The following is a 21576-nucleotide window of genomic DNA, read 5'->3' as shown; positions in this document are numbered from 1 at the left end:
ACGGCGCGTCACCCGGGGACGCCGACGGCCCGGCCCCCGCGCGGGGACCGGGCCGTCGGTGACGTGCTGGAACGGCCCCTCGCAGGGGCCCACCCCGGGCGGCGCGAGGGGTGGGAGGGGGCCCTCCGTCAGTGGGCGGCCTCGTAGGCCTCGACGACGCTGGCCGGGATGCGGCCGCGGTCGCTGACGTTGTGGCCGTTCTTCCGGGCCCAGTCGCGGATCGCACCGGCCTGCTCGCGGTCCATCCGGCCGCCGCCACCGGTGGCCCGGGACCGGCCGGCACCGGAGGCCCGGCCGCCGCCACGGCCGACCTTGCGGGCGGCCTGCACGTACCGGGAGAAGGCGTTGCGCAGTTCCTCCGCGTTCTTCTCGGACAGGTCGATCTCGTAGTTCGTGCCGTCGAGCGAGAAACTCACCGTCTCGTCCGCGGGGAGGTCCTCGTCGAGGTCGTCACTCAGGATCACCTGGACCTTGCGCGCCATTCCGCTTTCCTCACTCCCTCTCGGCCCCCGTGGCCGGACAATTGCAGCCACCCGGATCCGGGCGACGCGCACATTCCACCACAGAAGTGAGGGGAGGGAGCAATCCCCGACGGTGGGTCGCCCTTTTCGGGGAGGAATTCGGGCGAGCGGAACGGAACCCGTCAGGAAATGGGGCGGACCAAGGGGAACAGGATCGTCTCGCGGATACCGAGGCCGGTGAGCGTCATCATCAGCCGGTCGATGCCCATGCCGACCCCGCCGCTGGGCGGCATCCCGTACTCGAGGGCCTCGAGGAAGTCCTCGTCGAGCACCATGGCCTCGGGGTCGCCGGCCGCGGCCAGCAGCGCCTGCTGGGTGAACCGCTCGCGCTGGACCACCGGGTCGACCAGCTCGGAGTAGCCGGTGCCGCGCTCGATCCCGCCGATGTAGAGGTCCCACTTCTCCGCCAGCCCCGGCGTCGTGCGGTGCGCGCGGGTCAGCGGCGAGGTGTCCACCGGGTAGTCGACGACGAACGTGGGGGCCTGCAGGGAGTCCTGCACCAGCGCCTCGAAGAGCTCCTCGACGACCTTGCCGGGCAGCCAGGCGGGGTCGACGCCGACGTCGTGCCGCTCGGCGAGGGCCCGCAGGTGCTCCACCGGCGTCTCCGGGGTGACCTCCTCGCCCACGGCGTCGCCGACGAGCGAGTACAGCGGCACCTGCGGCCACTCCCCCGACAGGTCGACCTCGGTGCCGTCGTGGTGGCGGGCGGTGTGGTCGCCGAACAGCGCCGCGCAGCACTCCTGGATCAGCTCGCGGGTGGTGCGGGCGACGTCGGAGTAGTCGGCCCAGGCCTCGTAGAACTCGAGCATCGCGAACTCCGGCGAGTGCGAGCTGTCGGCGCCCTCGTTGCGGAAGTTGCGGTTGATCTCGAAGACCTTCTCGAGCCCGCCCACGATGCAGCGCTTGAGGAACAGCTCCGGCGCGATCCGCAGGTACAGGTCGAGGTCGAAGGCGTTCATGTGCGTGCGGAACGGCCGGGCGGCGGCACCGCCGTGCACGGTCTGCAGCATCGGCGTCTCGACCTCGAGGAAACCGCGGCCGGTGAGCCCGGAGCGCAGCGCGGCCATCACCTGCGCGCGCTGCCGGACGGTGCGGCGCGCCTCGTCGCGGACGATGAGGTCCACGTAGCGGCGGCGGACCCGCAGTTCCTCGCTCATCGGCTTGTGCGCCACCGGCAGGGGGCGCAGCGCCTTGGCCGCCATCCGCCAGGAGTCGGCGAACACCGACAGCTCGCCGCGCCGGGACGTCCCGACCTCGCCCTCGACGAAGACGTGGTCGCCGAGGTCGACGTCGGCCTTCCAGGCGTCCAGCGCCTCCTGGCCCACCCGGTCGCGGGAGAGCATGACCTGCAGCTCGGCGTCGCCCTCGCGCAGCGTCGCGAAGCAGAGCTTGCCGGTGTTGCGGCTGAAGATGACCCGGCCGGTGACGCCGACCCGCTCGCCGGTCGTGGTGTCGGGCTCGAGGTCGGGGTGCTTGGCCCGGACGTCGGCCAGCGAGGTGGTGCGCGCCACCGTGACCGGGTAGGGGTCGACGCCGGACTCGCGCAGCCGGTCGAGCTTGGCGCGGCGGACCCGGAGCTGTTCGGGGAGCTCGTCGTCCGGGAGGCCCGGGGGTTCGTCGGTCACGTCGTCCGAGCCTACGGCCGTGCGCCGCGACACCCCGCCGGACTCCCTCCCCAGGGCCCCGTCGGTCGCTACCGTTCCGAGACCGCGACGGTCCGGCGGCGCGGCGGGACCCCGGAGGCATGGGTGGGCAGCATCGTCGGCTGGATCGTCACCGGCATCGCCACGTGGACCGCGGCGGTGTGGCGCAGGACCGCGGACTTCCACCGCCGCGTGTTCACCCCGGCCGACCGCTTCGCCGTCCGCGACCACCAGCTCGAGCGGCTGGCCGCGCTGCGCGGCGCCTGGGGCATCGCGATCCTCACCGTCGCCCAGCTGCAGTGGGGCGGGCTGGGCAGTGTGACCGACCAGGTCTCGCGCATCGTGCTGTCGGTGATGCGCTCCGCGGCGATCGGCGGCGTCGCGATGCTCGTCCCGATGGCGGTGATCCTGTTCCTCACCCCGCCGCCCCTGCGCCGGCAGCAGGCCGCCAACCTCCGGGTGCCGCTGGGCCGGCTGGGCGGGTCGGTGGCCGGCCTCGTGCTGGCCGGCGGGCTCGTCTGGCTGGTCCTCACCCAGGTGCAGCCGAGCGGGCTGATGGCGCTCGTGACCCTCGCCCTCGGCTGGACCGCCCTCGTCGCCGTCTGGGCGACGATCTGGGTGGCCGGCCGGCTGGTCGTCGTCCACTGGTTCTGCGCCGTCGACGGGCACCCGACGCTGCGCGGGCTGACCGAGATCGCGGTGGCGGTCGTCGTCCTCGTCCTGGGCGTCGTCGGCCTCTGGGACCCCGAGGACGCCGGCATGCCGGTCCCGGTGGCCGTCGCGTTCGCCGTCGTCGGGCCGCTGATCAGCGCCGCGCTGGCCACGGTGGAGCTGCGGCGGCTGCGCGCCCGCGGCATCGGCCTGGGCACCGTGCTGCCGGCGAGCCCGGCTCCCGCCTAGCGGCGGCCGCCGGCCTGGGCGCGCTCGAAGGCCAGCCGCAGGCCGTGCACGGTGAGGTCGGGCTCGCGCTCGCCGACGGTGCGGCAGCTGTCGGCCACCAGCGGCGCCAGGCCCCCGGTGGCGACGACGACCGGCGGGTCGCCGAACTGCGCGACCAGCTCGCCGGCGATCCGGCCGACCAGCCCGTCGACCAGGCCGGCGAAGCCGAGGACCAGCCCCGACTGCAGCGCGGCGACGGTGTTCTTGCCGATCGCCTGCGCCGGGACGGTGAGCTCCACCGACCGCAGCTGCGCCGCGCGGGTGGCCAGCGCCTCGAGGCTGACCTCGACACCCGGGGCCAGCGCGCCGCCGAGGAACTGACCCTCCGGGCCGACGGCGTCGACATTGGTGGAGGTGCCGAAGTCGACCACCACGACGGGGCGGCCGCTGCCGTCGGGCGCCCGGCCGAACAGCTCGTGCGCGGCCAGCGCGGTGACCACGCGGTCGGCGCCGACCTCGCGCGGGTTGTCGACGTGCAGCGGGACGCCGGTGCGCACGCCGGGGCCGATGAGCACCACCGGCACCTCGAGCGAGTCCAGCAGCTGCCGCAGCGCGGGCAGCAGCGCCGGCACGGTGGAGCAGGCGGCGACGCCGGTGACCTCGGTGTCGCGCAGCAGCCCGCGCCACAGCATGCGGATCTCGTCGGAGGTGGCCCGCGCGTGCGTCGTCACGCGCCAGCACCCGACCCGCCGGGCCCCGTCGAAGGTGGCCAGCACGGTCTGGCTGTTGCCGACGTCGACGGTGAGCAGCACGCCGGTCAGCTCCGCAGGTCGAGCGCGAGGTCGAGGATCGGCGAGGAGTGGGTGAGCGCGCCGACCGACAGGAAGTCCACGCCGGTCGCGGCGACCTCGCGGGCGACGGCGAGGGTCAGCCCGCCGGTGGCCTCGAGCTCCGCGCGCCCGCCGACCAGCGCCACCACCTCGCGCAGCTGCGCGGGCGGCATGTTGTCCAGCAGCAGGAAGTCCGCGCCGGCCTCGACCGCCTCGACCGCCTGCGCGGGGGTGTCCGCCTCGACCTGCACCGGCACCCGCGGCGCCCGCTCGCGCACGGCGGCGACGGCGGCCGCGACCGAGCCCGCGGCGGCGACGTGGTTGTCCTTCACCATCGCGACGTCGTAGAGGCCCATGCGCTTGTTCGACCCGCCGCCGCAGCGCACCGCGTACTTCTCCAGCGGGCGCAGCCCCGGGGTGGTCTTGCGGGTGTCGAGGACGACGGCGCCGGTGCCCTCGACGGCGTCCACCCAGGCGCGGGTGGCGGTGGCGATGCCGCTGGCCCGGCTGGCGATGTTCAGCGCGCTGCGCTCGGCGGCCAGCAGCGCCCGCACGGGGCCGCGGACGGTCAGCAGCACGTCCCCGCGGGTCACCCGGTCGCCGTCGGCCGCGCCGGCGGTGAGCGTGGCGCCGGGCGCGAGGCGGGTGAACACGCGGGCGGCGACGGGCAGGCCGGCGACGACGCCGTCGGCGCGGGCGACGAGGTCGGCGGTGCCGTACTGCGCCGGGGGCACGGTGGCGGCGCTGGTGACGTCGAGTGCGACGGCCAGGTCCGGCGCGCCGGGCAGGACGGCCCCGCCGGCGAGGTCCTCGGCCAGCGTGCGCTCGACCAGGTCGTCGACCCAGGCCTCGGCCAGCCCGGTGCCCGCCAGCGACCGCGGGTCGGCGGTCACCACGGCGGCACCACGGGGGTCCCCACGGGCCGGCGGGTCAGGCGCAGCCGGCCGTCGTCGTCGAGGCGGACGTCGAGGTGCACCCGCCAGTCCTCCTCGGTGGCGGGGTGGTCCTCGCGCCAGTGGCAGCCGCGGGTCTCCTCCCGGGCGCCGGCGGCGGCGGTGAGGGCGCTCGCGACGGTGAGCAGGTCGGTGGCCTCCCAGCTCGCCACGCCGGGCGCGGCGCCTGGGGCGGCCGCCAGCCCGGCCGCCAGCCCGGCGAGCACGCCGGCGGCCCCGGCCAGCCCGGCGCCCGAGCGCAGCGCCGCGACCCGGGCGGACATCGTCTCGGTGACCGTGCGCCGCCCGGCGGGGTCCAGCAGGCCCGAGGTGCCGGCGGCGGCCGCGCGGGCCGGCGCGGCCGGGGGCAGCGAGCGGGCCAGCTCCGCGCCGATGCGGGCGGCGAACACCAGCCCCTCGAGGAGCGAGTTCGACGCCAGTCGGTTGGCGCCGTGCACCCCGGTGCAGGCCGCCTCGCCGCAGGCGTAGAGCCCGGGGACGGTGGTCCGGCCGGCCAGGTCGGTGACCAGGCCGCCGGAGGCGTAGTGCGCGGCGGGCGTGACCGGCACCAGGTCGGTGACCGGGTCGACGCCGATGGCGCGGCAGCTGGCCACGATGGTCGGGAACCGCTCGGCGAGGCCGGGGACGTGCCGGGCGTCGAGCCACACGTGGTCGACGCCGTCGCGCAGCTGCACGCGGGTGATGGCCTTGGCGACGACGTCGCGCGGCGCGAGCTCGGCCTGCGGGTGGACACCGGCCATGAACCGCTCCCCCGCCCCGTCGCGCAGCACCGCGCCCTCGCCGCGCAGCGCCTCGCTGACCAGCGGCTGCTGCCCGCGGGCGCCCGGGCCGCGGTACAGCGACGTCGGGTGGAACTGCACGAACTCCAGGTCGGTGGCCACCGCGCCGGCGCGCAGGCCCAGGGCCACGCCGTCGCCGGTGGACACCGCGGGGTTCGTCGTCGCGGCGTAGACCTGGCCCATCCCGCCGGTGGCGAGGACGACGGCCCGCGCGCGGACCGCGCCCACGCCGTCCTCGGTGCCCTCGCCGAGGACGTGCAGGGTGACGCCCGCGGCCCGGCCGCCGGCGTCGGTGAGCAGGTCGAGCACCATCGCGTGCTCGACGAGGGTGATGCCGGGGTCGGCGTGCACGGCCTCGCACAGGGCGCGCATGACCTCGGCGCCGGTGGCGTCGCCGCCGGCGTGCACGATCCGGTCGGCGGTGTGCCCGCCCTCGCGGGTGAGCAGCAGGCGGCCCGACGGGTCGCGGTCGAAGCCGGCGCCCCAGCCGATGAGCTGGTGCAGCCGCGCCGGGCCCTCGGTCACCAGGGTGCGCACGGCGTCGGGCTCGCACAGCCCGACGCCGGCGACCTCGGTGTCGCGGGCGTGCGCCTCGGGGCTGTCGGCCGGGTCGAGCACCGCGGCGATGCCGCCCTGCGCCCAGCGGGTCGACCCGTCGTCGACGCGGACCTTGGTGACGACGGCGACCGACAGCCCGGCGGCCCGGGCGTGCAGCGCGACGCACAGGCCCGCGACGCCGGAGCCGACGACGCAGACGTCGGCCGACAGCTCCCAGCCGGGCGCGGGGGCGGCCAGCCGGGTCGGCAGGCCGCTGACGGTCGGGGCCGCCAGGGTCACCGGACGGGGACGCCGAGGTCGCTGCGCCGCTGGTCGGCCGCGCCCGGCACCGGGGCCGAGGGGTCCCCGCCCAGCTCGACGACGCGGTTGTCGCCGTCGACGTGCACGACCTTCGGGATGTAGCTCTTGGCCTCGGTCTCGTCCATGAGGCCGTAGCTGATCAGGATCACCAGGTCGCCGGGGTGCACCAGGTGCGCGGCGGCGCCGTTGATGCCGATGACGCCGCTGCCCCGCTCGCCGGGGATGACGTAGGTCTCCAGCCGGGCGCCGTTGGTGACGTCCACGATCGCCACCTGCTCGCCGGGGATGAGGTCGGCGGCGTCGAGCAGGTCCTCGTCGATCGTCACCGAGCCGACGTAGTGCAGGTCGGCCTGCGTCACCGTCGCCCGGTGGATCTTGGACTTGAGCATGGTGCGCATCATCGGGGCTCTCCCAGGGTGACGGGGACGTTGTCGAGGAGTCGGGTGCTGCCGGCGCGGGCGGCCAGCAGGAGGCGGGCGGGGCCGGCCGCGGGGGCCGGGCCCAGGTCGGGGTCGGTGAGCTCGAGGTAGTCGGGCACCAGCTCGGGCGCGCCGGCCAGCACCGCGCGGGCGGCGGCGAGGACGGCCTCGGCGCCGCGCGGGCCGGCGTCCGCCCCGGCACGCAGCGCCCGGTTCAACGTCGCGGCCCGGGCGCGCTCCTCCGGCGCCAGGTAGCGGTTGCGGCTGGACAGCGCCGTGCCGTCGGCCTCGCGGACGGTCGGGACGCCGACCACCTCCAACGGCAGCGCCAGCTCGCGGACCATCGCCCGGACCAGCGTCAGCTGCTGGTAGTCCTTCTCGCCGAAGAGGGCGAGGTCGGGCCGGGTGAGGCCGAACAGCTTGGCGACGACGGTCAGCACGCCGGCGAAGTGGCCGGGCCGGACCGCGCCCTCGAGGACCGACCCGAGCGGGCCGGGGTCGACGGTGACGCCGAGCGAGCCGGGCGGGTAGACCTCGTCGACCGGCGGGTGGAAGACGACGTCGGCGCCCTCGTCGGTGAGCGCCGCGAGGTCGGCGTCCCAGGTGCGCGGGTAGCGGTCGAGGTCCTCGCCGGGGCCGAACTGGGTCGGGTTGACGAACACCGACACGACGACGCTGCCGGCCCGCTCGCGGGCGGCGCGGACGAGCGTGCGGTGCCCCTCGTGCAGGGCGCCCATGGTCGGGACCAGCGCCACCGGGCCGGGCAGGGAGGCGCGCAGGCGGGCGAGGTCGGCGGCCGTCTCGGCGATGGACGGGGCGGTGGGGCGGGTGGACGACACAGCCGTGGTGCTCGTGGTCATCGCGACCCGGCCGGGTCGGCGGCCTCGTGGAGCAGGTCCAGCAGCGGCGCGCCCTCGTGCCGCTTGAGCCGGCCGGCGGACAGCGCCCGCTCGGTGGTCCGCTGCGCCATGGCGACGTAGGCGGCCACCGACTCGGGGGCCCGGTCGGTGAGCGTCGCGAGGTGGTCGGCCACCGTGCCGACGTCGCCGCGGCTGACCGGGCCGGTGAGCCCGCGGTCGCCGCGGCGCAGGCCGTTGTCCAGCGCGGCGGTGAGCAGCGGGGTGAGCACCCGGGCCGGGGCGTCGACGCCGGCCCGGCGCAGCAGGTCGGCGGCCTCGGCGACGAGGGTGACCAGGTGGTTGGCGCCGGTGACCAGCGCCGCGTGGTAGAGCCGCCGGTCGTCCTCGGCGACGAAGAACGGCTCGCCGCCCATCTCCAGCACCAGGGTCTCGGCGACCGGCCGGTGCTCGGGGCGGCTGGTGACGCCGAACGGGGCGCCGGCGAGCCGGTCGGCGTCCTCGGGGGCGCCGGTGAAGGTCATGGCCGGGTGCAGGGCGAGCGGGAGGACGCCGGCCCGCTCCGCGGGGGCTAGGGCGGCCAGGCCGTGCGCGCCGGAGGTGTGGAAGGCCAGCTGGCCGGCCCGCCAGGTCCCGGTCTCGGCGAGGCCCGCGACCAGGCCGGGCAGCGTGTCGTCGGGGACGGCGAGGACCACGAGGTCGGCGGCGGCGACCACCTCGTCGGCGGGCAGCAGCGGGGTGCCGGGCAGCAGCCGGGCCGCGCGCTCGGCGGAGGCGGTGGAGACGCCGGAGGCGGCGACCACGTCGTGGCCGGCGGCGGCGAGCGCGGCCCCGAGGACGGCGCCGACGCGGCCGGCGCCGATGACACCGACGCGGAGGCGGGCGGGGGCGCTGTCGGCGGGCTCGAGCCCGGCAGCGCGGGGGGTCCTGCGGGCAGCAGGCATCGGGTCACCTCTCGTTCCAGTCCCTGGCGGGTACCGGACTCGGTGGACGGACCGTCGTCGTTGGCGGCCCGGGTGGTGCGGGTGCGGTGCGGGTCGTGCCGGCGGGCCGTCCGCTGCGACCGGGTGTGTCACGCGGGCGACGCGCCGAAGGCGAGTGTGAGTCGGCCCCGGGGCCCCTGCAACGGAACGGCGGTGTGGGGTGGCTCACGCTCTCCTCGCCGGGGTGGGCGGGGAGCCCGTCCGGGGGCGGTCCTACGGTTGCGGCGGCACCGGCGCCGACGCGGTCGCCGGCGGACACGAGGGAGTGACGTGGGCACGTTCGAGGGACGCACCGCACTGGTCACCGGCGGCAGCCGCGGCATCGGGCTGGCCATCGCCCGCAGCCTGGTCGACCGGGGGGCGCGCGTGGTGCTCACCGCCCGCAAGGCCGAGGCGCTGGAGGAGGCCGTCGCGTCGCTCGGCGGACCCGACGTCGCCGTCGGCGTGGCCGGCAACGCCGGGGACGCCGCACACCGCGCCGAGGCCGTGCGCACCGCGGTCGAGCGGTTCGGCAGCCTCGACCACCTGGTCGGCAACGTCGGGATCAACCCGGTCTACGGCCCGATGGTGGACCTCGACCTCGACGCGTTCCGCAAGATCCTCGACACCAACGTCGTCGGCACGCTCGGCCTGGTGCAGGAGGCCTGGCGGGCGTGGATGTCCGAGCACGGCGGCTCGGTCCTCGTCGTCGCCTCGGTGGCCGGGCTCAAGGCCTCGCCGATGATCGGCGGCTACGGCGTCAGCAAGGCGGGGCTGGTCAACCTGGTCACCCAGCTGGCCGTGGAGCTCGGCCCGAAGGTGACGGTCAACGCGGTCGCCCCGGCGGTGGTGAAGACCCGGTTCGCCGGCGCCCTCTACGAGGGGCGCGAGGAGGAGGCCGCCCGCGCCTACCCGGCCGGCCGGCTGGGCGAGCCCGAGGACGTCGGGGAGGCCGCGGCCTACCTGCTCGGCGCCGGCTGGGTCACCGGGCAGACGCTCGTGCTCGACGGCGGCGCGCTCTCCCGCGGCCCGGCGTAGCCGACGGCCCCTCGGCCCCTCGCGGGCAGGAGGACCCCGTCCTCCTCACCGCTCGCGAGCTCGCGGCGAGCCTCTGGACGGGGCCTGGCGCGAGCCTGCGAGCGGTGGGGGGCGAGGGGTCCTTCGTCAGGCGTCGCGGTATCGGCGGCGCCGGCCGCCGGGGGTGACCCCGCTCTCGGCGAGGATCTGCGCCAGCCGCGCCGCGCCGGCCTCGTCGTCGGCCGGCGGGACCGCGTGGCCGCCGTGCCCCGCGGCGGCGGCGTGCACGGCGGGGCGCTCGAGGGTCAGCTGCTCCTGCGGCGCCGGGGGCAGCAGGTCGGCGGGCAGGTCGGTGCGGCGCCGGCGCGGCACCGGCGGGGGCGTTCCCACGCGCGCGACCGGCTCGGGCTCGGGCTCCGGCGCGGGGAGCGGGGCGGCGACCGTGGCCGGCACCGCGGCACCGGGGCTGTCGGACGGCCCGGGCCAGCCGCCCAGCTCACGGGGGACGGCGGCGTGCCAGGCGGCGGTCGCCGGCTCCAGGGGCTCGCGGCCGGTCCGCACCGACTGGGTGCGCATGACCACCCGCTCGATGTGCATCTCGCCGGCGTGGTGCAACTCGCCCGTGGGGGACAGCTCGCCCGCGGACCGCTCGGTCAGCTCGGCGCGCAGCCGGCCGACGTCGGCGCGCAGGCCGGCCAGCTCGGCCAGGTCGGTCCGCAGGGCGCCGATCGCAGCGACCTCGGCGTGCAGCGCGCCGAGGCCGGCGAGGTCCCCGCGCAGCCCGGCCACCTCGGACCGCAGCCCGTCGAGCTCTCGGCGCATCGACGCCTCGGACTCGCCGCGGACCCGCGCCTCCAGCTGCCGCTCCGACTCGCGGTGCGCGGCCGCCTCGCGGTCGCGCTCGGCCTCGTGGGCCCGGCGCAGCCGCGCCTCGAGGGCGGCGACGTCGGGACCACCCCCGGCCGGCTCCGGACGGCGTCCGGCCATGAAGGCGGCGCCCAGGCAGGCCCAGGCGACGGCGACCACGGCCACCCGCAGGACCTGGGGGTCGTCGCTGAGGAAGACGACGGCGGTCGCGGCGGTGGCGAGCGCGCACCCGAGCACCTGCCCGGCGACGCGCAGCCGTCCCCCCGTCCGCATGGCCTCAGGGTAACGCTGAGCGAGCCCCCGACTGCGGCACGGAATCGTCCCGTGTGGCGCAGCCGGAGGGCCCGCCCGCTGCCGCTAGCCCTGCGCGAGGGCGGCGTCGGAGCTGAAGACCAGGCCCATCGAGACCTCGCCCTGCTGGATGGCGGCCTTGGTGGCCGGGCCGCCGGCGTCGAACTCGCGGAACTCGGCGAACTGCAGGCCGTAGGTCTCCTCGAGGCCCGGCTGGCAGAACGGCCGGGTCGGGCACTCGGCCGGCCCGCCCAGGACCAGCGACCCGTCGCCGCAGGCGTCGGCGAGCTCCGACAGCGTGGTCACGCCGAGTCGGTCGGCGAACTCCTGGGTCACGGCGAAGGCGTTCTGGTTGGCGGCCTCCGACGGCGTGCCGAAGGTCAGCCCGACCCGGTCGGCCAGCGGCTGCAGCGCGTCGCGGGTGGCCTGGGCGTCGCCGCTGGCGATCGGCGTCGGGTCGGGGCCGTTGACCTGGGTGTTGAGCGCCTCGGTGACGGTGGCCAGGTACTCGGGGAAGACCTGCAGGTCGGTGCCCGAGATCAGCGCCGGCAGGTAGAGGTCGCGGTTGCCCACCTCGCGCACGGTGGCGTCGAAGCCCGCGGCTCGCAGGACCCCGGCGTAGACGCTGGCCAGGACCGTCGACTCGGTGAAGTTGCCGGCGCCCACGATGACCGGCCCGCTGCCCTGCTCGAGGCCCTCGGTCACGCCGCTGTCCTCGACCCACTGCGCCGCGACGTCCTCGGCGCTGCGCCGCTCCAGGTCGACGGCGGCGTTCATGTCGATGAGCTGGTCGGTGGTCAGCGCGGCCGAGACCGCGTCGAGGGCCGGCACCAGCGCCGGGTTGGCCGCGGCGGTGGCCGAGGTCACCGCCGGCACGATGTTGTCCGCGTTCTGCAGCTCCTGGTCGTCCTCGAGGACGACGAGCTGGTCGCCGGCCACCGGAACGCAGGCGTCGCCGCTGGCGGCCGAGCCGCTCGCGGTCGAGCCGCCGGTGCCCGAGGAGCCCGACTCGCCGCAGGCGGCGGTCAGGAGCAGGCCGGTGAGCAGGAGAGGAGCGAGTGCGCGCTGCCTGCGCATGGTGTTCCGCCTTCTGTGTCCCGTGCGGCGTGCGGCCGCGACGCGTGTCTGGCGGGGGTCGCCCGCGCGCCCATGCAACCCGCGGGTCCCCGCACACCGACACCGCCCCCGCCGATGTGTTGCGCTCTCGTTATCCTCCCGCGATCAGCCGGAGACGCAGGTCACAGCGGCACCCCGCTGGCGGTGGGTTCCGGTACGGCGCCGTCCCGTGAGGCGGGGGTGCGGGCGTGCAGGAACGGCAGCCGGCGCGGGCCCGGGGTGACCGCCCAGGACAGCACCGCGAGGACGAGCTCGGTGAGCAGCGCCAGGCCCGCCACGAGGATCGCGCCGGCGATCATCACGCCGTAGTCCTGCTGGCCGAACCCGAGGTTGATCAGCCGGCCGAGCCCTCCCCCGCCGACGAGCGCGGCCAGGCCCGCCGTCGCCACCACCTGGACCGCCGCCGTGCGGATGCCGGTGGTCACCAGCGGCAGGGCCAGCGGCAGCTCGACCCGGCCGAGCACCTGCGCCCGGCTCATCCCCATCCCGCGGGCGGCCTCCTCCACCTCGGGGTCGACGCCGCGGAAGCCGACGAAGGTGTTGGTGAGGATCGGCGGGACGGCGAACACCGCCAGCGCGATCGTCGTCGCGCGGTTGCCGAAGCCGATGGGGCTGACGGCGAAGAGGGTGAGCAGCGCGAGGGTGGGGACCGCCCGGCTGACGTTGGACAGGACGACGACCAGGCCCGCACCGCGGCGCGCCGTCCCCAGGGCGGCGCCGACCGGCAGCGCCACGACCATCGCCGCCAGCACCGCGACGGCGGAGATGCCCAGGTGCTCCAGCGTCAGGTCGACGATGCCGTCGGGGCGGGTCCAGTTGAACGGGTCGTTGAGGTAGACCAGCGCGCGGGAGAAGTCGTTCACCCGTCCTCCGCGCCGGCGCTCGTCGGCGTCGTGCCCGGCGTTGCTCCGCCCCCGCGTGAGCTCGCGAGCTCGCTCACGTCCGCACCGCCCGCGTCCACGGGGTGAGCGCCCGCTCCGCGCCGGCCAGCAGGACGTCGGCCAGCAGGGCGAGCAGCACGCACCCGACCGCGCCGGTGACGATCTCCGCGCGGTAGAAGTTCGCCGCGAACCCGCCGGTGATCAGCTGCCCGAGCCCGCCGTGGCCGACCAGGACGCCGACCGTCGTCAGTGCGACCGTGGACACCGTGGCGATCCGCAGCCCCGCCATGAACGCCGGCAGGGCCAGCGGCAGGTCCACCCGCCAGAACGTCTGCGCGGCCGACAGCCCCATCCCCCGCGCCGCCTCGCGGACGTCGGCGGGGACGCCCTGCAGGCCGGCGAGGAAGTTCCGCACCAGGATGACCAGCGAGTAGGCGACCAGGCCGATGAGCACGGTGTTCGACGACAGCCCGGTGAAGGGCACCAGCAGCGCGAACATGGCCAGCGACGGGATCGTGTAGACGACGGTGGACAGGCCGAGCACCGGCGCCGACAGGAACCGGCTGCGCCGGGCGAGCACCGCCAGCGGCAGCGCGACGGCCGCGCCGATCACCACCGCCAGCACGGTCAGCCGGACGTGCTCGCCGGTGTAGGACAGGATGGAGTCCCAGTTCTCCGTCACGTAGGACGGGTCGAACCACGGGTTCGGCGCCTCGTCCACCGCGAGCGGCCCCACCGCGGGGTCGCTCACCGCGTCCAGCAGGGGGCGCGCACCCAGGGAGGTCACCCCGTGGACGCTACTGCCGCTGCGGGCCGGGAGAGCACCGCAGAGGAGATCCGGCTCGAGGGGGTCAGCAAGACCTACCCCGACGGCACCGTCGGCGTGGAGCGGCTGGACCTGACCTTCGCCGCGGGCGAGCTGTCGGTCCTGGTCGGCCCGTCCGGCTGCGGCAAGACCACGACGATGAAGATGATCAACCGGGTCATCGAGCCGACGACGGGGCGGATCCTGCTCGGCGGTGAGGACGTCACCCGCGTCGACGCCGACCGGCTGCGCCGCCGGATGGGCTACGTGATCCAGAACGTCGGGCTCTTCCCGCACCGGACCGTGCGGGACAACGTCGCCACCGTGCCGCGGCTGCTGGGCTGGGACAAGCGGCGCACCCGCGCCCGCGTCGACGAGCTGCTGGCCACCGTGGGCCTCGAGCCCGCCGTCCACGGCGGGCGCTACCCGGCCCAGCTCTCCGGCGGCCAGCGGCAGCGGGCCGGCGTGGCCCGGGCGCTGGCGGCCGACCCCGCCGTCCTGCTGATGGACGAGCCGTTCTCCGCGGTGGACCCGGTGGTCCGCGAGCGGCTGCAGACGGAGTTCCTGCGGCTGCAGGAGACGGTGCGCAAGACGATCGTGTTCGTCACCCACGACATCGAGGAGGCCGTCCGCCTCGGCGACCGGATCGCGGTGATGAGCACCCGCGGCCACGTCGAGCAGTTCGCCCCGCCCGCGGAGCTGCTCGGCCGGCCGGCCAACGCCTTCGTCGCCGACTTCGTGGGCGCCGACCGCGGCCTCAAGCGGCTGGCGGTCACCGGCATCGGCCCCGACGACCTGGAGCGGCCGCCGGTCGTGCACGTGGCCGACGGGCTGGCCGACGCCCGCGCGTCGCTGGAGGCCGCCGGCGCCCGCTGGGCGGTCGTCCTGGACGACGACGGCCGGCTGCACGGCTGGCTGTCCGCGGAGCGGGCCACGGGCGCCGGCACGGTGGGGACGGCGGCGCGCCGGATGGAGGCCTGGGTGCCCGCCGACGCGACGCTCAAGACCGCGTTCTCGACGATGCTCCAGCACGAGGCCGGCTGGGTCGCGGTGCTCGACGGCGACGTCTTCCTCGGCGTGCTCACCCCCGACTCGCTGCACGCGGCGCTTCGCCGCTCGGTGGAGGGGACGGCCCCGGAGACCGCCGGGCCGGTGCCCGCCCGGGGCTGAGCGGCCGGGCCGGCTCGCTAGGCCCGGACGCCGTCCCCCGGCCGCCGGTCGTCGCGCTCCTCCGGCGGGATGCGGCAGACCGACTCCAGCCACAGCGCGGCGACGGTCAGCGACACGGCGCACAGGACGCCGACGACCGCGGTGACCGTGTCGCCGCCGGCCGCCTGCAGCCGGGACACCGCCGGGGCCACGTGCAGCAGCACCCCGGCCCAGACACCGACGAACGCCGCGCCGACGAAGGCGCTGGCCTGCGCGAGCACCGCCAGCCGCGCGACCAGCAGCGGCTCGACCCGGCGCACCAGCGGCGCGCCGCGGTCGGCGGGCGGCGCCGCCTCTCCCCCGCGGGCGCTGCGCCGGGCGGCGCGCTCGGCCTCCAGCCGGACGCGCAGCGTGCGGGCGCCGAGCGCCTCGGCGGCGGCGAGCAGCGCCAGCGGCACCGGCAGCCACCAGCGCAGCGGCGGCAGGCTGCCGTAGGTCGCGCGGACCAGCAGCCAGGCGGCCAGCGCCAGCCCGACGGCGACGACGACCAGGTCGCGGCGGTTCACCGGCCTCAATGCAGGTGCTCCCACCGCCCGACCGCGGCCACGTCCTCCGGTGGGAGCGCCGCGACGAGGTCGGCCACCCTCCCGTGCCCCGGCAGCACCGCGGTCGGGTCCAGCGACAGCCACGGGACCAGCACGAACGCCCGCTCGTGCGCCCTCGGGTGCGGCAGCGTGAGGGCCGGGTCGTCGGAGAGGACCGGGGTGCCGTCGTCGGCGGTCACCGTGACGACGTCGACGTCGAGGGTGCGCGCGCCCCACCGCACGTCGCGGGTGCGCCCGGCGGCCTGCTCCAGCTCGTGCGCGCGGGCCAGCCAGCCGGCGGCGTCGCGGTCGCCGCGGACGAACACCACCGCGTTGAGGTAGGGCGGCTGCTCGACCGGCCCCCACGGCGGCGTCTCGTACAGCGTCGAGCGGGCGACCAGGCCGTCGACCCGGAGCGCCTCGACGGCGGTGCGCAGCGCCTTCGCGCGGTCGCCGAGGTTGGCACCGAGCGAGAGCACGGCGCGGCTCACGGCGCACGCTCGCGGCGGATGGTGACGGTGACGTCGTCGAAGGGGACGCCCAGGTCGGCCTCCGGCTTGTGCACGGTGATCTCGGCGGCCTCGACCAGCGGGTCGGCGAGGCAGACGTCGGCCAGCCGCTGGCAGAGGGTCTCGAGCAGGTCCACCGGGTCCCCGGTGAGGACGGCGTGCAGCCGCTGGGCGAGCTCGGCGTAGTCGACCGTCCTGGTCAGGTCGTCGCCGGCCGCGGCGGGTGCGGTGTCGAGCTCCAGGACGGCGTCGACGGAGAAGGTCTGCCCGTTCTCGCGCTCGAAGCCGTGGACGCCGTGGTGGGCGTGCGCGGTCAGGCCCCGGACGGCGATCCGGTCGGGGACGCGGGCGTCAGTCACGGCGGGCCTCCTCGCGGGCGCGCTGGACGGCGGCCACGGTGCGGACGGCGTCGGCCGAGCCCGCGGCGTCGTGCACCCGCACGCCCCAGGCGCCGGCCTCCGCGGCCAGGACGGTCGTGGCCAGGGTGGCGGCGTCGCGTCCCGGCGCCGGGCGCAGTGCGCCGTCGGCACCGGCGAGCAGGCGGCCGAGGAAGGACTTGCGCGAGGCGCCGACCAGCACCGGCAGGCCGAGGGACACCACCTGGGGCAGCGCGGCCAGCAGCGCCCAGTTGTGCGCGGCCTGCTTGGCGAAGCCCAGGCCGGGGTCGAGCACGAGCTGGGCGGCGTCCACGCCCGCCGACAGCGCGGCGTCGACCCGGGTGGTGAGCTCCGCGCAGACCTCGGCGACGACGTCGCCGTAGGTGGCCTGCGCGTACATCTCCCGGCTGTGGCCGCGCCAGTGCATGAGCACCCACGGGACGCCGGCGTCGGCGACGAGCGCGGCCATGCCGTCGTCGGCCAGCCCGCCGCTGATGTCGTTGACCAGCACCGCCCCGGCCTCCAGCGCCGCCTCGGCGACCTCGGTGCGGGTGGTGTCGACGCTGACCCGCACGCCGCCGTCGGTGAGCTCGCGGACCACCGGGACGACGCGGCGGCGCTCCTCGGCGGCGTCCACGCGGTCGGCGCCCGGGCGGGTGGACTCGCCGCCGACGTCGACGTAGTCGGCGCCCGCCGCGGCCATCGCCAGGCCGTGCGCGACCGCGGACGCCGTGTCGGCGAAGCAGCCGCCGTCGGAGAAGGAGTCGGGCGTGACGTTGAGGACGCCCATCACCACGCACCGCCCCGGGTGCAGGAGCTCGGCGGGGCGGCCGGTCACCGGCCCAGGACGAGGCTCATCGCCTCGGCACGGGTGGCCGCGTTGTCCCGGAAGATGCCGCGGACGGCCGAGGTGACCGTCGTCGACCCGGGCTTGCGGATGCCGCGCATGCCCATGCACAGGTGCTCGGCCTCGACGACGACGAGCACGCCGCGCGGCTTGAGGTGCTCGGCCAGCGCGTCGGCGATCTGCCGGGTCATCCGCTCCTGCACCTGCGGGCGGCGGGCGTAGACGTCGACCAGGCGGGCCAGCTTGGACAGCCCGGTCACCCGGCCGTCGTCGCCGGGGATGTAGCCGACGTGCGCGGCGCCGTGGAACGGCACCAGGTGGTGCTCGCAGGTCGAGTACATCGGGATGTCCCGGACCAGGACCATCTCGTCGTGGTCCTCGTCGAAGACGGTGGCGAGCACCTCGCCGGGGTCCTGCCAGAGGCCGGCGAAGGTCTCGGCGTAGGCCCGGGCGACCCGGGCGGGGGTGTCCCGCAGCCCGGGCCGGTCCGGGTCCTCGCCCACCGCGAGCAGCAGCTCGCGGACGGCGGCCTCCGCCCGCGCCGAGTCGACCCGCGAGAAGTCCGGACGGACCTCGTCCTCGGCCTCTTCCGGGATCTCACTCATCTCTGGACGGGCGCGCCGACGTCACCGACCGGGTTGTTGCCGCCCTTGACCAGCCCGTTCCCGACCGCGGTGGCGCCGTGGCCGTTCGCCTGGGCCGCCCGCTCGGCGGGGGTCAGCACCGGCGGCTGGTCCGACGGCGTGCGCTTGCCGAAGCCGTTGTAGGGAGCCAGCGACGGGCGCTTGGTGACCGGCGCGCAGATGCGGGCCATGTCGTCCTTGGAGAGGGTCTCCTTCTCGATCAGCTCGAGGACGAGCTGGTCGAGCACGGCCCGGTACTCCACGAGGATCTCCCACGCCTCGTCGTGGGCGGCCTCGATGAGGGCGCGGACCTCGGCGTCGATGTCGGCGGCGACGGCCTCGGAGTAGTCCGGCCGCGAGCCCATGTCCCGGCCGAGGAACGGCTCGGAGTCGGTGCTGCCGTACTTGACCGCGCCGAGCTTGGCGCTCATGCCGTACTGGGTGACCATCGCGCGGGCCATCGAGGTGGCCTTCTCGATGTCGTTGCCGGCACCGGTGGTCGGCTCGTGGAAGACCAGCTCCTCGGCCGCGCGCCCGCCGAGGGCGTAGGCCAGGGTGTCGATCATCTCCGACCGGGTCTGGGTGTACTTGTCCTCGGTCGGCAGGACGAGCGTGTGCCCGAGCGAGCGGCCGCGCGGCAGGATCGTCACCTTGTGCACGGGGTCCAGGTTGGGCAGCGCGTGCGCCACGAGGGCGTGCCCGCCCTCGTGGTAGGCGGTGACCTTCTTCTCCTTCTCGCTCATCGCCCGCGTCTTGCGCTCGGGGCCGGCGATGACGCGGTCGATCGCCTCCTCGACGGTGGCGTCGGTGACGACCGAGTTGCCCTGGCGGGCGGTGAGCAGCGCGGCCTCGTTGAGCACGTTGGCCAGGTCCGCGCCGGTGAAGCCGGGGGTGCGGCGGGCGACGGTCTCGAGGTCGACGTCGGGGGCGAGCGGCTTGCCCTTGGCGTGCACCTCGAGGATCCGCTTGCGGCCCTCGAGGTCGGGCCGGTCGACGGCGATCTGCCGGTCGAAGCGGCCCGGGCGCAGCAGCGCGGGGTCGAGGATGTCCGGCCGGTTGGTGGCGGCGATCATGATGACGCCGCCCTTGACGTCGAAGCCGTCCATCTCGACGAGCATCTGGTTGAGCGTCTGCTCGCGCTCGTCGTGGCCGCCGCCCATGCCGGCGCCGCGGTGCCGGCCGACGGCGTCGATCTCGTCGACGAAGATGATCGCCGGCGCGTTCTGCTTGGCCTGCTCGAACAGGTCGCGGACCCGGCTGGCGCCGACGCCGACGAACATCTCGACGAAGTCCGACCCGGAGATCGAGAAGAACGGCACGCCGGCCTCGCCGGCCACCGCGCGGGCGAGCAGCGTCTTGCCGGTGCCGGGCGGGCCGAACAGCAGCACGCCCTTGGGGATCTTGGCGCCGACGGCCTGGAACTTGACCGGGTTGGCCAGGAAGTCCTTGATCTCCTGCAGTTCCTCGATCGCCTCGTCGGCGCCGGCGACGTCGGCGAACGTCGTCTTCGGCATGTCCTTGCTGACGGTCTTGGCCTTGGACTTGCCGAAGGCCATGACGCCGCGGCCGCCGCCCTGCATGGAGTTGAACAGCCAGAACAGCAGCAGCAGGAGGATGAGGAAGGGCAGGAAGCTGATCAGGACGCTGACGAAGACGTTGTCCTGCGTGACGTTCGTGGTGAAGTCGACGCCGTCACCGGTGCGCTGGCCGTTCGCGTCGATCCCGGAGACCAGGGCGAAGACGTCGTCGGAGGCCCCGATCGGGTACGACGCGCTGATCTGGTCGTTGCCCTCGTAGGGACGGCTCAGGTCGAGGTCGAGGGTCTGTTCCTTGTCGTTGATCGTGACCGACTCGACGTTGCCGTCCTCGATCTGCTGCAGCGCGACCGAGGTGTTGACCTGCTCGTAGCTGGAGCCGCCGCCGAGGAAGGTGGACAGCCCGAGGGCCACCAGGACGACGAGGACGACCCAGAACCACACGGAGCGGAAGATCTTCTTGCGTTCCATACACCGATGCCGGGCGGCCGGGGGGCTCCGGCCTGGCCCGTCGACCCTCCTGATCGCGTCCGGTGACGCTCCGCGCGACCCGGGCGGGCACCCTGGCGCTCGGTCCAGCGTCGTTGCGGTCGACGGTACACCGGGGAGGCTGCACGTCCCCTGTGTGCGAGCTGCCCGGGTGCTGGGCTCTCCCCCGTGCTGGGGACCCCGCTAGCTCGCGTAGACCTCGGGCTTGAGCGTCCCGATGTAGGGCAGGTCGCGGTAGCGCTCCGCGTAGTCGAGGCCGTAGCCGACGACGAACTCGTTGGGGATGTCGAACCCGACGTAGCGCACCGGCACCTCGACCTTGATCGCGTCGGGCTTGCGCAGCAACGCGCACACCTCCAGGGAGGCGGGCCGGCGGCTGCCGAGGTTCTTGAGCAGCCAGGACAGGGTCAGCCCGGAGTCGATGATGTCCTCGAGGACGAGCACGTCCATGCCGGAGATGTCCCGGTCGAGGTCCTTGAGGATGCGCACGACCCCCGAGGAGCTGGTGGAGCTGCCGTAGGAGGAGACGGCCATGAACTCCATCTGGGTGGGCAGCCGCAGCGCCCGGGCGAAGTCGCTCATGAACAGCACCGCGCCCTTGAGGACGCCGACGAGCAGGACCTCCCGGCCCTCGTAGTCCCGCGCGATCTGGTCGGCCAGCTCGGTGATCTTGTCCTGGATCTGCTGCTCGGACAGCAGCACGTGGTCGATGTCGGGGCCGTAGCCGTGGTCGGGCCCCAGCACGACAGGGGTCGACGCGGTCTCGCTCACGGGGCCTGCTCCTCGGGGTCGGGGGCGGTTCCGGCCCTCCCGCCCCGGGAGCCGGCGGGCCGCAGCACCAGCCTGCCAGACGTCCGGAGCGCCTCCGCACCGCCCGGGAGGGCCACCGGTCCCTGCCCGCGCCACCCGGTCAGCAGCGCGTCGACGGCGGCCAGGTGCACCGCCTGCAGGTCGCCGACCCCCGCCCCGCGCAGCCAGCCGCGCAGCACCCGGCGGCGCAGCGCGGCCGGCAGCGGCGCCAGGTCCGCGACCGGCAGGCCGTCCGGGCCGGCGAGCCGGGCGAGGTGGCCGTCGGCCAGCGCGTCGAGGGCGTCGAGGTCCTCCCGCAGCAGGTCCGCCGTCCGGGCCAGGGCCGGCGCGACGCCGCCGCCGAGCACGTCCTCGAGCAGCGGCAGCACCTCGGCGCGCAGCCGCGCGCGGCGGTAGGCGGGGTCGGTGTTCCACGGGTCGTCCCACACCGGCAGGCCCAGGGCCGCGCAGGCGGCCCGGGTGGTGGCCCGGCGGACGCCGAGCAGGGGCCGCCAGAACGGCGGGCGCTCGGCCACCATCCCGGCCACCGAGCGCGGGCCCGAGCCGCGGCCCAGCCCGAGCAGCACGGTCTCGGCCTGGTCGTCGAGGGTGTGGCCGAGGGCGATGCGCGCGCCGCGCTCCCGCGCGCACCCGGTCAGGGCCGCGTACCGGGCGGCGCGGGCCGCGGCCTCGGGGCCGCCCGCGGCGCCCACCTCGACCGGGACGACCAGCACCGGGTCCAGCCCCGTCCCGCGCAGCAGGTCGGCGGTGTCCCACGCGCGCTGCGCCGACCCCGGCTGCAGACCGTGGTCGACGGTCACCGCGCCCGCGGGCACCCCGGCGCGCGGGGCCTCGAAGGCGACCGCGGCGGCCAGCGCGAGGGAGTCCGCTCCCCCGCTGACGGCGACCAGCACCGGTTGCCCGGACGCCCGCAGGCCCGGCCGGACGGCGCTGCGGACCTGCGCGACCGGGACCGGCGGGCCGCTCACCGTGCCC

23 protein-coding genes are annotated in these 21576 nt (G+C 76.1%); 3 read left to right on the top strand and 20 right to left on the bottom strand.

Annotated elements, in window-relative coordinates; all coding sequences use genetic code 11:
• Nucleotides 1-128: 128 nt before the first annotated feature.
• Together ACI8AK_RS08405 and lysS are read right to left on the bottom strand one after the other, a co-directional pair.
• The gene (locus ACI8AK_RS08405; protein WP_387987167.1) at nucleotides 129-482 is read right to left on the bottom strand and encodes a histone-like nucleoid-structuring protein Lsr2; all 354 of its coding nucleotides are present in this window, start codon (nucleotides 480-482) and stop codon (nucleotides 129-131) included.
• A gap of 161 nt (nucleotides 483-643) precedes the next feature.
• On the bottom strand, nucleotides 644-2146 hold the full coding sequence (lysS, locus tag ACI8AK_RS08400) for a lysine--tRNA ligase (RefSeq protein WP_387987170.1): 1503 nt from the start codon (nucleotides 2144-2146) through the stop codon (nucleotides 644-646).
• A 123-nt stretch (nucleotides 2147-2269) separates the two neighbouring features.
• Here lysS and ACI8AK_RS08395 point away from each other — a divergent pair, with 123 nt between their 5' ends.
• Nucleotides 2270-3064 (top strand): hypothetical protein, encoded by a 795-nt coding sequence (locus tag ACI8AK_RS08395; RefSeq protein ID WP_387987173.1) that lies wholly within the window; start codon nucleotides 2270-2272, stop codon nucleotides 3062-3064.
• Here the strand turns inward: ACI8AK_RS08395 and ACI8AK_RS08390 are convergent.
• Genes ACI8AK_RS08390 through ACI8AK_RS08365 form a run of 6 tightly spaced genes read right to left on the bottom strand, consistent with a single transcriptional unit; the run spans nucleotide 3061 to nucleotide 8683 of the window.
• A complete protein-coding gene (locus tag ACI8AK_RS08390) occupies nucleotides 3061-3855 on the bottom strand; it encodes a type III pantothenate kinase (RefSeq protein ID WP_387987176.1) in 795 nt (264 codons plus the stop codon). The two genes, ACI8AK_RS08395 and ACI8AK_RS08390, sit on opposite strands and share 4 nt — an antisense overlap.
• 5 nt (nucleotides 3856-3860) lie before the next feature.
• Nucleotides 3861-4766 (bottom strand): carboxylating nicotinate-nucleotide diphosphorylase, encoded by a 906-nt coding sequence (nadC, locus tag ACI8AK_RS08385; RefSeq protein WP_456901720.1) that lies wholly within the window; start codon nucleotides 4764-4766, stop codon nucleotides 3861-3863.
• Entirely contained in the window at nucleotides 4763-6442 is a 1680-nt protein-coding gene (locus ACI8AK_RS08380) for an L-aspartate oxidase (protein ID WP_456955840.1), read from the bottom strand. Before ACI8AK_RS08380 ends, nadC begins: the two co-directional genes overlap by 4 nt.
• The gene (panD, locus tag ACI8AK_RS08375) at nucleotides 6439-6864 is read right to left on the bottom strand and encodes an aspartate 1-decarboxylase (protein ID WP_387987184.1); all 426 of its coding nucleotides are present in this window, start codon (nucleotides 6862-6864) and stop codon (nucleotides 6439-6441) included. The genes ACI8AK_RS08380 and panD overlap by 4 nt, the downstream gene beginning before the upstream one ends.
• Complete coding sequence (gene panC, locus ACI8AK_RS08370; RefSeq protein ID WP_387987187.1) at nucleotides 6861-7721, bottom strand: pantoate--beta-alanine ligase; 861 nt, start codon at nucleotides 7719-7721, stop codon at nucleotides 6861-6863. The genes panD and panC overlap by 4 nt, the downstream gene beginning before the upstream one ends.
• A gap of 17 nt (nucleotides 7722-7738) precedes the next feature.
• Complete coding sequence (locus ACI8AK_RS08365; RefSeq protein WP_387987190.1) at nucleotides 7739-8683, bottom strand: Rossmann-like and DUF2520 domain-containing protein; 945 nt, start codon at nucleotides 8681-8683, stop codon at nucleotides 7739-7741.
• Nucleotides 8684-8992: 309 nt separating this feature from the next.
• On the opposite strand from ACI8AK_RS08365, the gene ACI8AK_RS08360 reads away from it, so the two are divergent.
• A complete protein-coding gene (locus tag ACI8AK_RS08360; RefSeq protein ID WP_387987193.1) occupies nucleotides 8993-9739 on the top strand; it encodes an SDR family oxidoreductase in 747 nt (248 codons plus the stop codon).
• Between the two features lie 126 nt (nucleotides 9740-9865).
• Here the strand turns inward: ACI8AK_RS08360 and ACI8AK_RS08355 are convergent, their stop codons facing one another.
• The 4 genes from ACI8AK_RS08355 to ACI8AK_RS08340 form a co-directional block, all read right to left on the bottom strand.
• On the bottom strand, nucleotides 9866-10858 hold the full coding sequence (locus tag ACI8AK_RS08355) for a DUF6779 domain-containing protein (protein ID WP_387987196.1): 993 nt from the start codon (nucleotides 10856-10858) through the stop codon (nucleotides 9866-9868).
• Nucleotides 10859-10942: 84 nt separating this feature from the next.
• Complete coding sequence (locus ACI8AK_RS08350; RefSeq protein ID WP_456955838.1) at nucleotides 10943-11953, bottom strand: glycine betaine ABC transporter substrate-binding protein; 1011 nt, start codon at nucleotides 11951-11953, stop codon at nucleotides 10943-10945.
• A 161-nt stretch (nucleotides 11954-12114) separates the two neighbouring features.
• Nucleotides 12115-12855, bottom strand: coding sequence for an ABC transporter permease (locus ACI8AK_RS08345; protein ID WP_387987201.1), 741 nt, complete (start codon nucleotides 12853-12855; stop codon nucleotides 12115-12117).
• Between the two features lie 73 nt (nucleotides 12856-12928).
• A complete protein-coding gene (locus tag ACI8AK_RS08340) occupies nucleotides 12929-13660 on the bottom strand; it encodes an ABC transporter permease (protein WP_387987203.1) in 732 nt (243 codons plus the stop codon).
• 3 nt (nucleotides 13661-13663) lie between these two features.
• On the opposite strand from ACI8AK_RS08340, the gene ACI8AK_RS08335 reads away from it, so the two are divergent.
• Nucleotides 13664-14848, top strand: coding sequence for an ABC transporter ATP-binding protein (locus tag ACI8AK_RS08335; RefSeq protein ID WP_387987206.1), 1185 nt, complete (start codon nucleotides 13664-13666; stop codon nucleotides 14846-14848).
• 17 nt (nucleotides 14849-14865) lie between these two features.
• On the opposite strand, the gene ACI8AK_RS08330 is transcribed toward ACI8AK_RS08335, so the two are convergent.
• The 8 genes from ACI8AK_RS08330 to tilS form a co-directional block, all read right to left on the bottom strand.
• A complete protein-coding gene (locus ACI8AK_RS08330) occupies nucleotides 14866-15393 on the bottom strand; it encodes a DUF3180 domain-containing protein (protein ID WP_387987209.1) in 528 nt (175 codons plus the stop codon).
• 5 nt (nucleotides 15394-15398) lie between these two features.
• Nucleotides 15399-15902 (bottom strand): 2-amino-4-hydroxy-6-hydroxymethyldihydropteridine diphosphokinase, encoded by a 504-nt coding sequence (folK, locus tag ACI8AK_RS08325; protein ID WP_456901726.1) that lies wholly within the window; start codon nucleotides 15900-15902, stop codon nucleotides 15399-15401.
• Nucleotides 15899-16279, bottom strand: a complete 381-nt coding sequence (gene folB, locus ACI8AK_RS08320) for a dihydroneopterin aldolase (protein WP_387987215.1) — start codon at nucleotides 16277-16279, stop codon at nucleotides 15899-15901. Before folB ends, folK begins: the two co-directional genes overlap by 4 nt.
• Nucleotides 16272-17135, bottom strand: a complete 864-nt coding sequence (gene folP, locus ACI8AK_RS08315) for a dihydropteroate synthase (RefSeq protein ID WP_456955836.1) — start codon at nucleotides 17133-17135, stop codon at nucleotides 16272-16274. The genes folB and folP overlap by 8 nt, the downstream gene beginning before the upstream one ends.
• Complete coding sequence (gene folE / locus ACI8AK_RS08310; RefSeq protein WP_387987221.1) at nucleotides 17132-17749, bottom strand: GTP cyclohydrolase I FolE; 618 nt, start codon at nucleotides 17747-17749, stop codon at nucleotides 17132-17134. The genes folP and folE overlap by 4 nt, the downstream gene beginning before the upstream one ends.
• The gene (ftsH, locus tag ACI8AK_RS08305; protein WP_387987224.1) at nucleotides 17746-19773 is read right to left on the bottom strand and encodes an ATP-dependent zinc metalloprotease FtsH; all 2028 of its coding nucleotides are present in this window, start codon (nucleotides 19771-19773) and stop codon (nucleotides 17746-17748) included. Before ftsH ends, folE begins: the two co-directional genes overlap by 4 nt.
• Nucleotides 19774-19974: 201 nt before the next feature.
• Nucleotides 19975-20562: a hypoxanthine phosphoribosyltransferase gene (gene hpt / locus ACI8AK_RS08300; RefSeq protein ID WP_387987227.1), complete on the bottom strand. Its 588-nt coding sequence runs from the start codon at nucleotides 20560-20562 to the stop codon at nucleotides 19975-19977.
• Nucleotides 20559-21569, bottom strand: a complete 1011-nt coding sequence (gene tilS / locus ACI8AK_RS08295; protein WP_456955834.1) for a tRNA lysidine(34) synthetase TilS — start codon at nucleotides 21567-21569, stop codon at nucleotides 20559-20561. The genes hpt and tilS overlap by 4 nt, the downstream gene beginning before the upstream one ends.
• Nucleotides 21570-21576 lie beyond the last annotated feature (7 nt).

Source organism: Geodermatophilus sp. SYSU D00867, assembly GCF_054050315.1.
Note: the sequence above shows the minus strand (reverse complement) of the source record. Positions and strands in the feature narration are given on the sequence as shown.

What these genes read in the sequence shown, in the direction of transcription:
- ACI8AK_RS08405 (WP_387987167.1), bottom strand. Translation starts at nt 482, where the DNA reads ATGGCGCGCAAGGTCCAGGTGATCCTGAGTGACGACCTCGACGAGGAC.
- panD (WP_387987184.1), bottom strand. Translation starts at nt 6,864, where the DNA reads ATGATGCGCACCATGCTCAAGTCCAAGATCCACCGGGCGACGGTGACG.
- ACI8AK_RS08365 (WP_387987190.1), bottom strand. Translation starts at nt 8,683, where the DNA reads ATGCCTGCTGCCCGCAGGACCCCCCGCGCTGCCGGGCTCGAGCCCGCC.
- ACI8AK_RS08355 (WP_387987196.1), bottom strand. Translation starts at nt 10,858, where the DNA reads ATGCGGACGGGGGGACGGCTGCGCGTCGCCGGGCAGGTGCTCGGGTGC.
- ACI8AK_RS08350 (WP_456955838.1), bottom strand. Translation starts at nt 11,953, where the DNA reads ATGCGCAGGCAGCGCGCACTCGCTCCTCTCCTGCTCACCGGCCTGCTC.
- folE (WP_387987221.1), bottom strand. Translation starts at nt 17,749, where the DNA reads ATGAGTGAGATCCCGGAAGAGGCCGAGGACGAGGTCCGTCCGGACTTC.
- ftsH (WP_387987224.1), bottom strand. Translation starts at nt 19,773, where the DNA reads ATGGAACGCAAGAAGATCTTCCGCTCCGTGTGGTTCTGGGTCGTCCTC.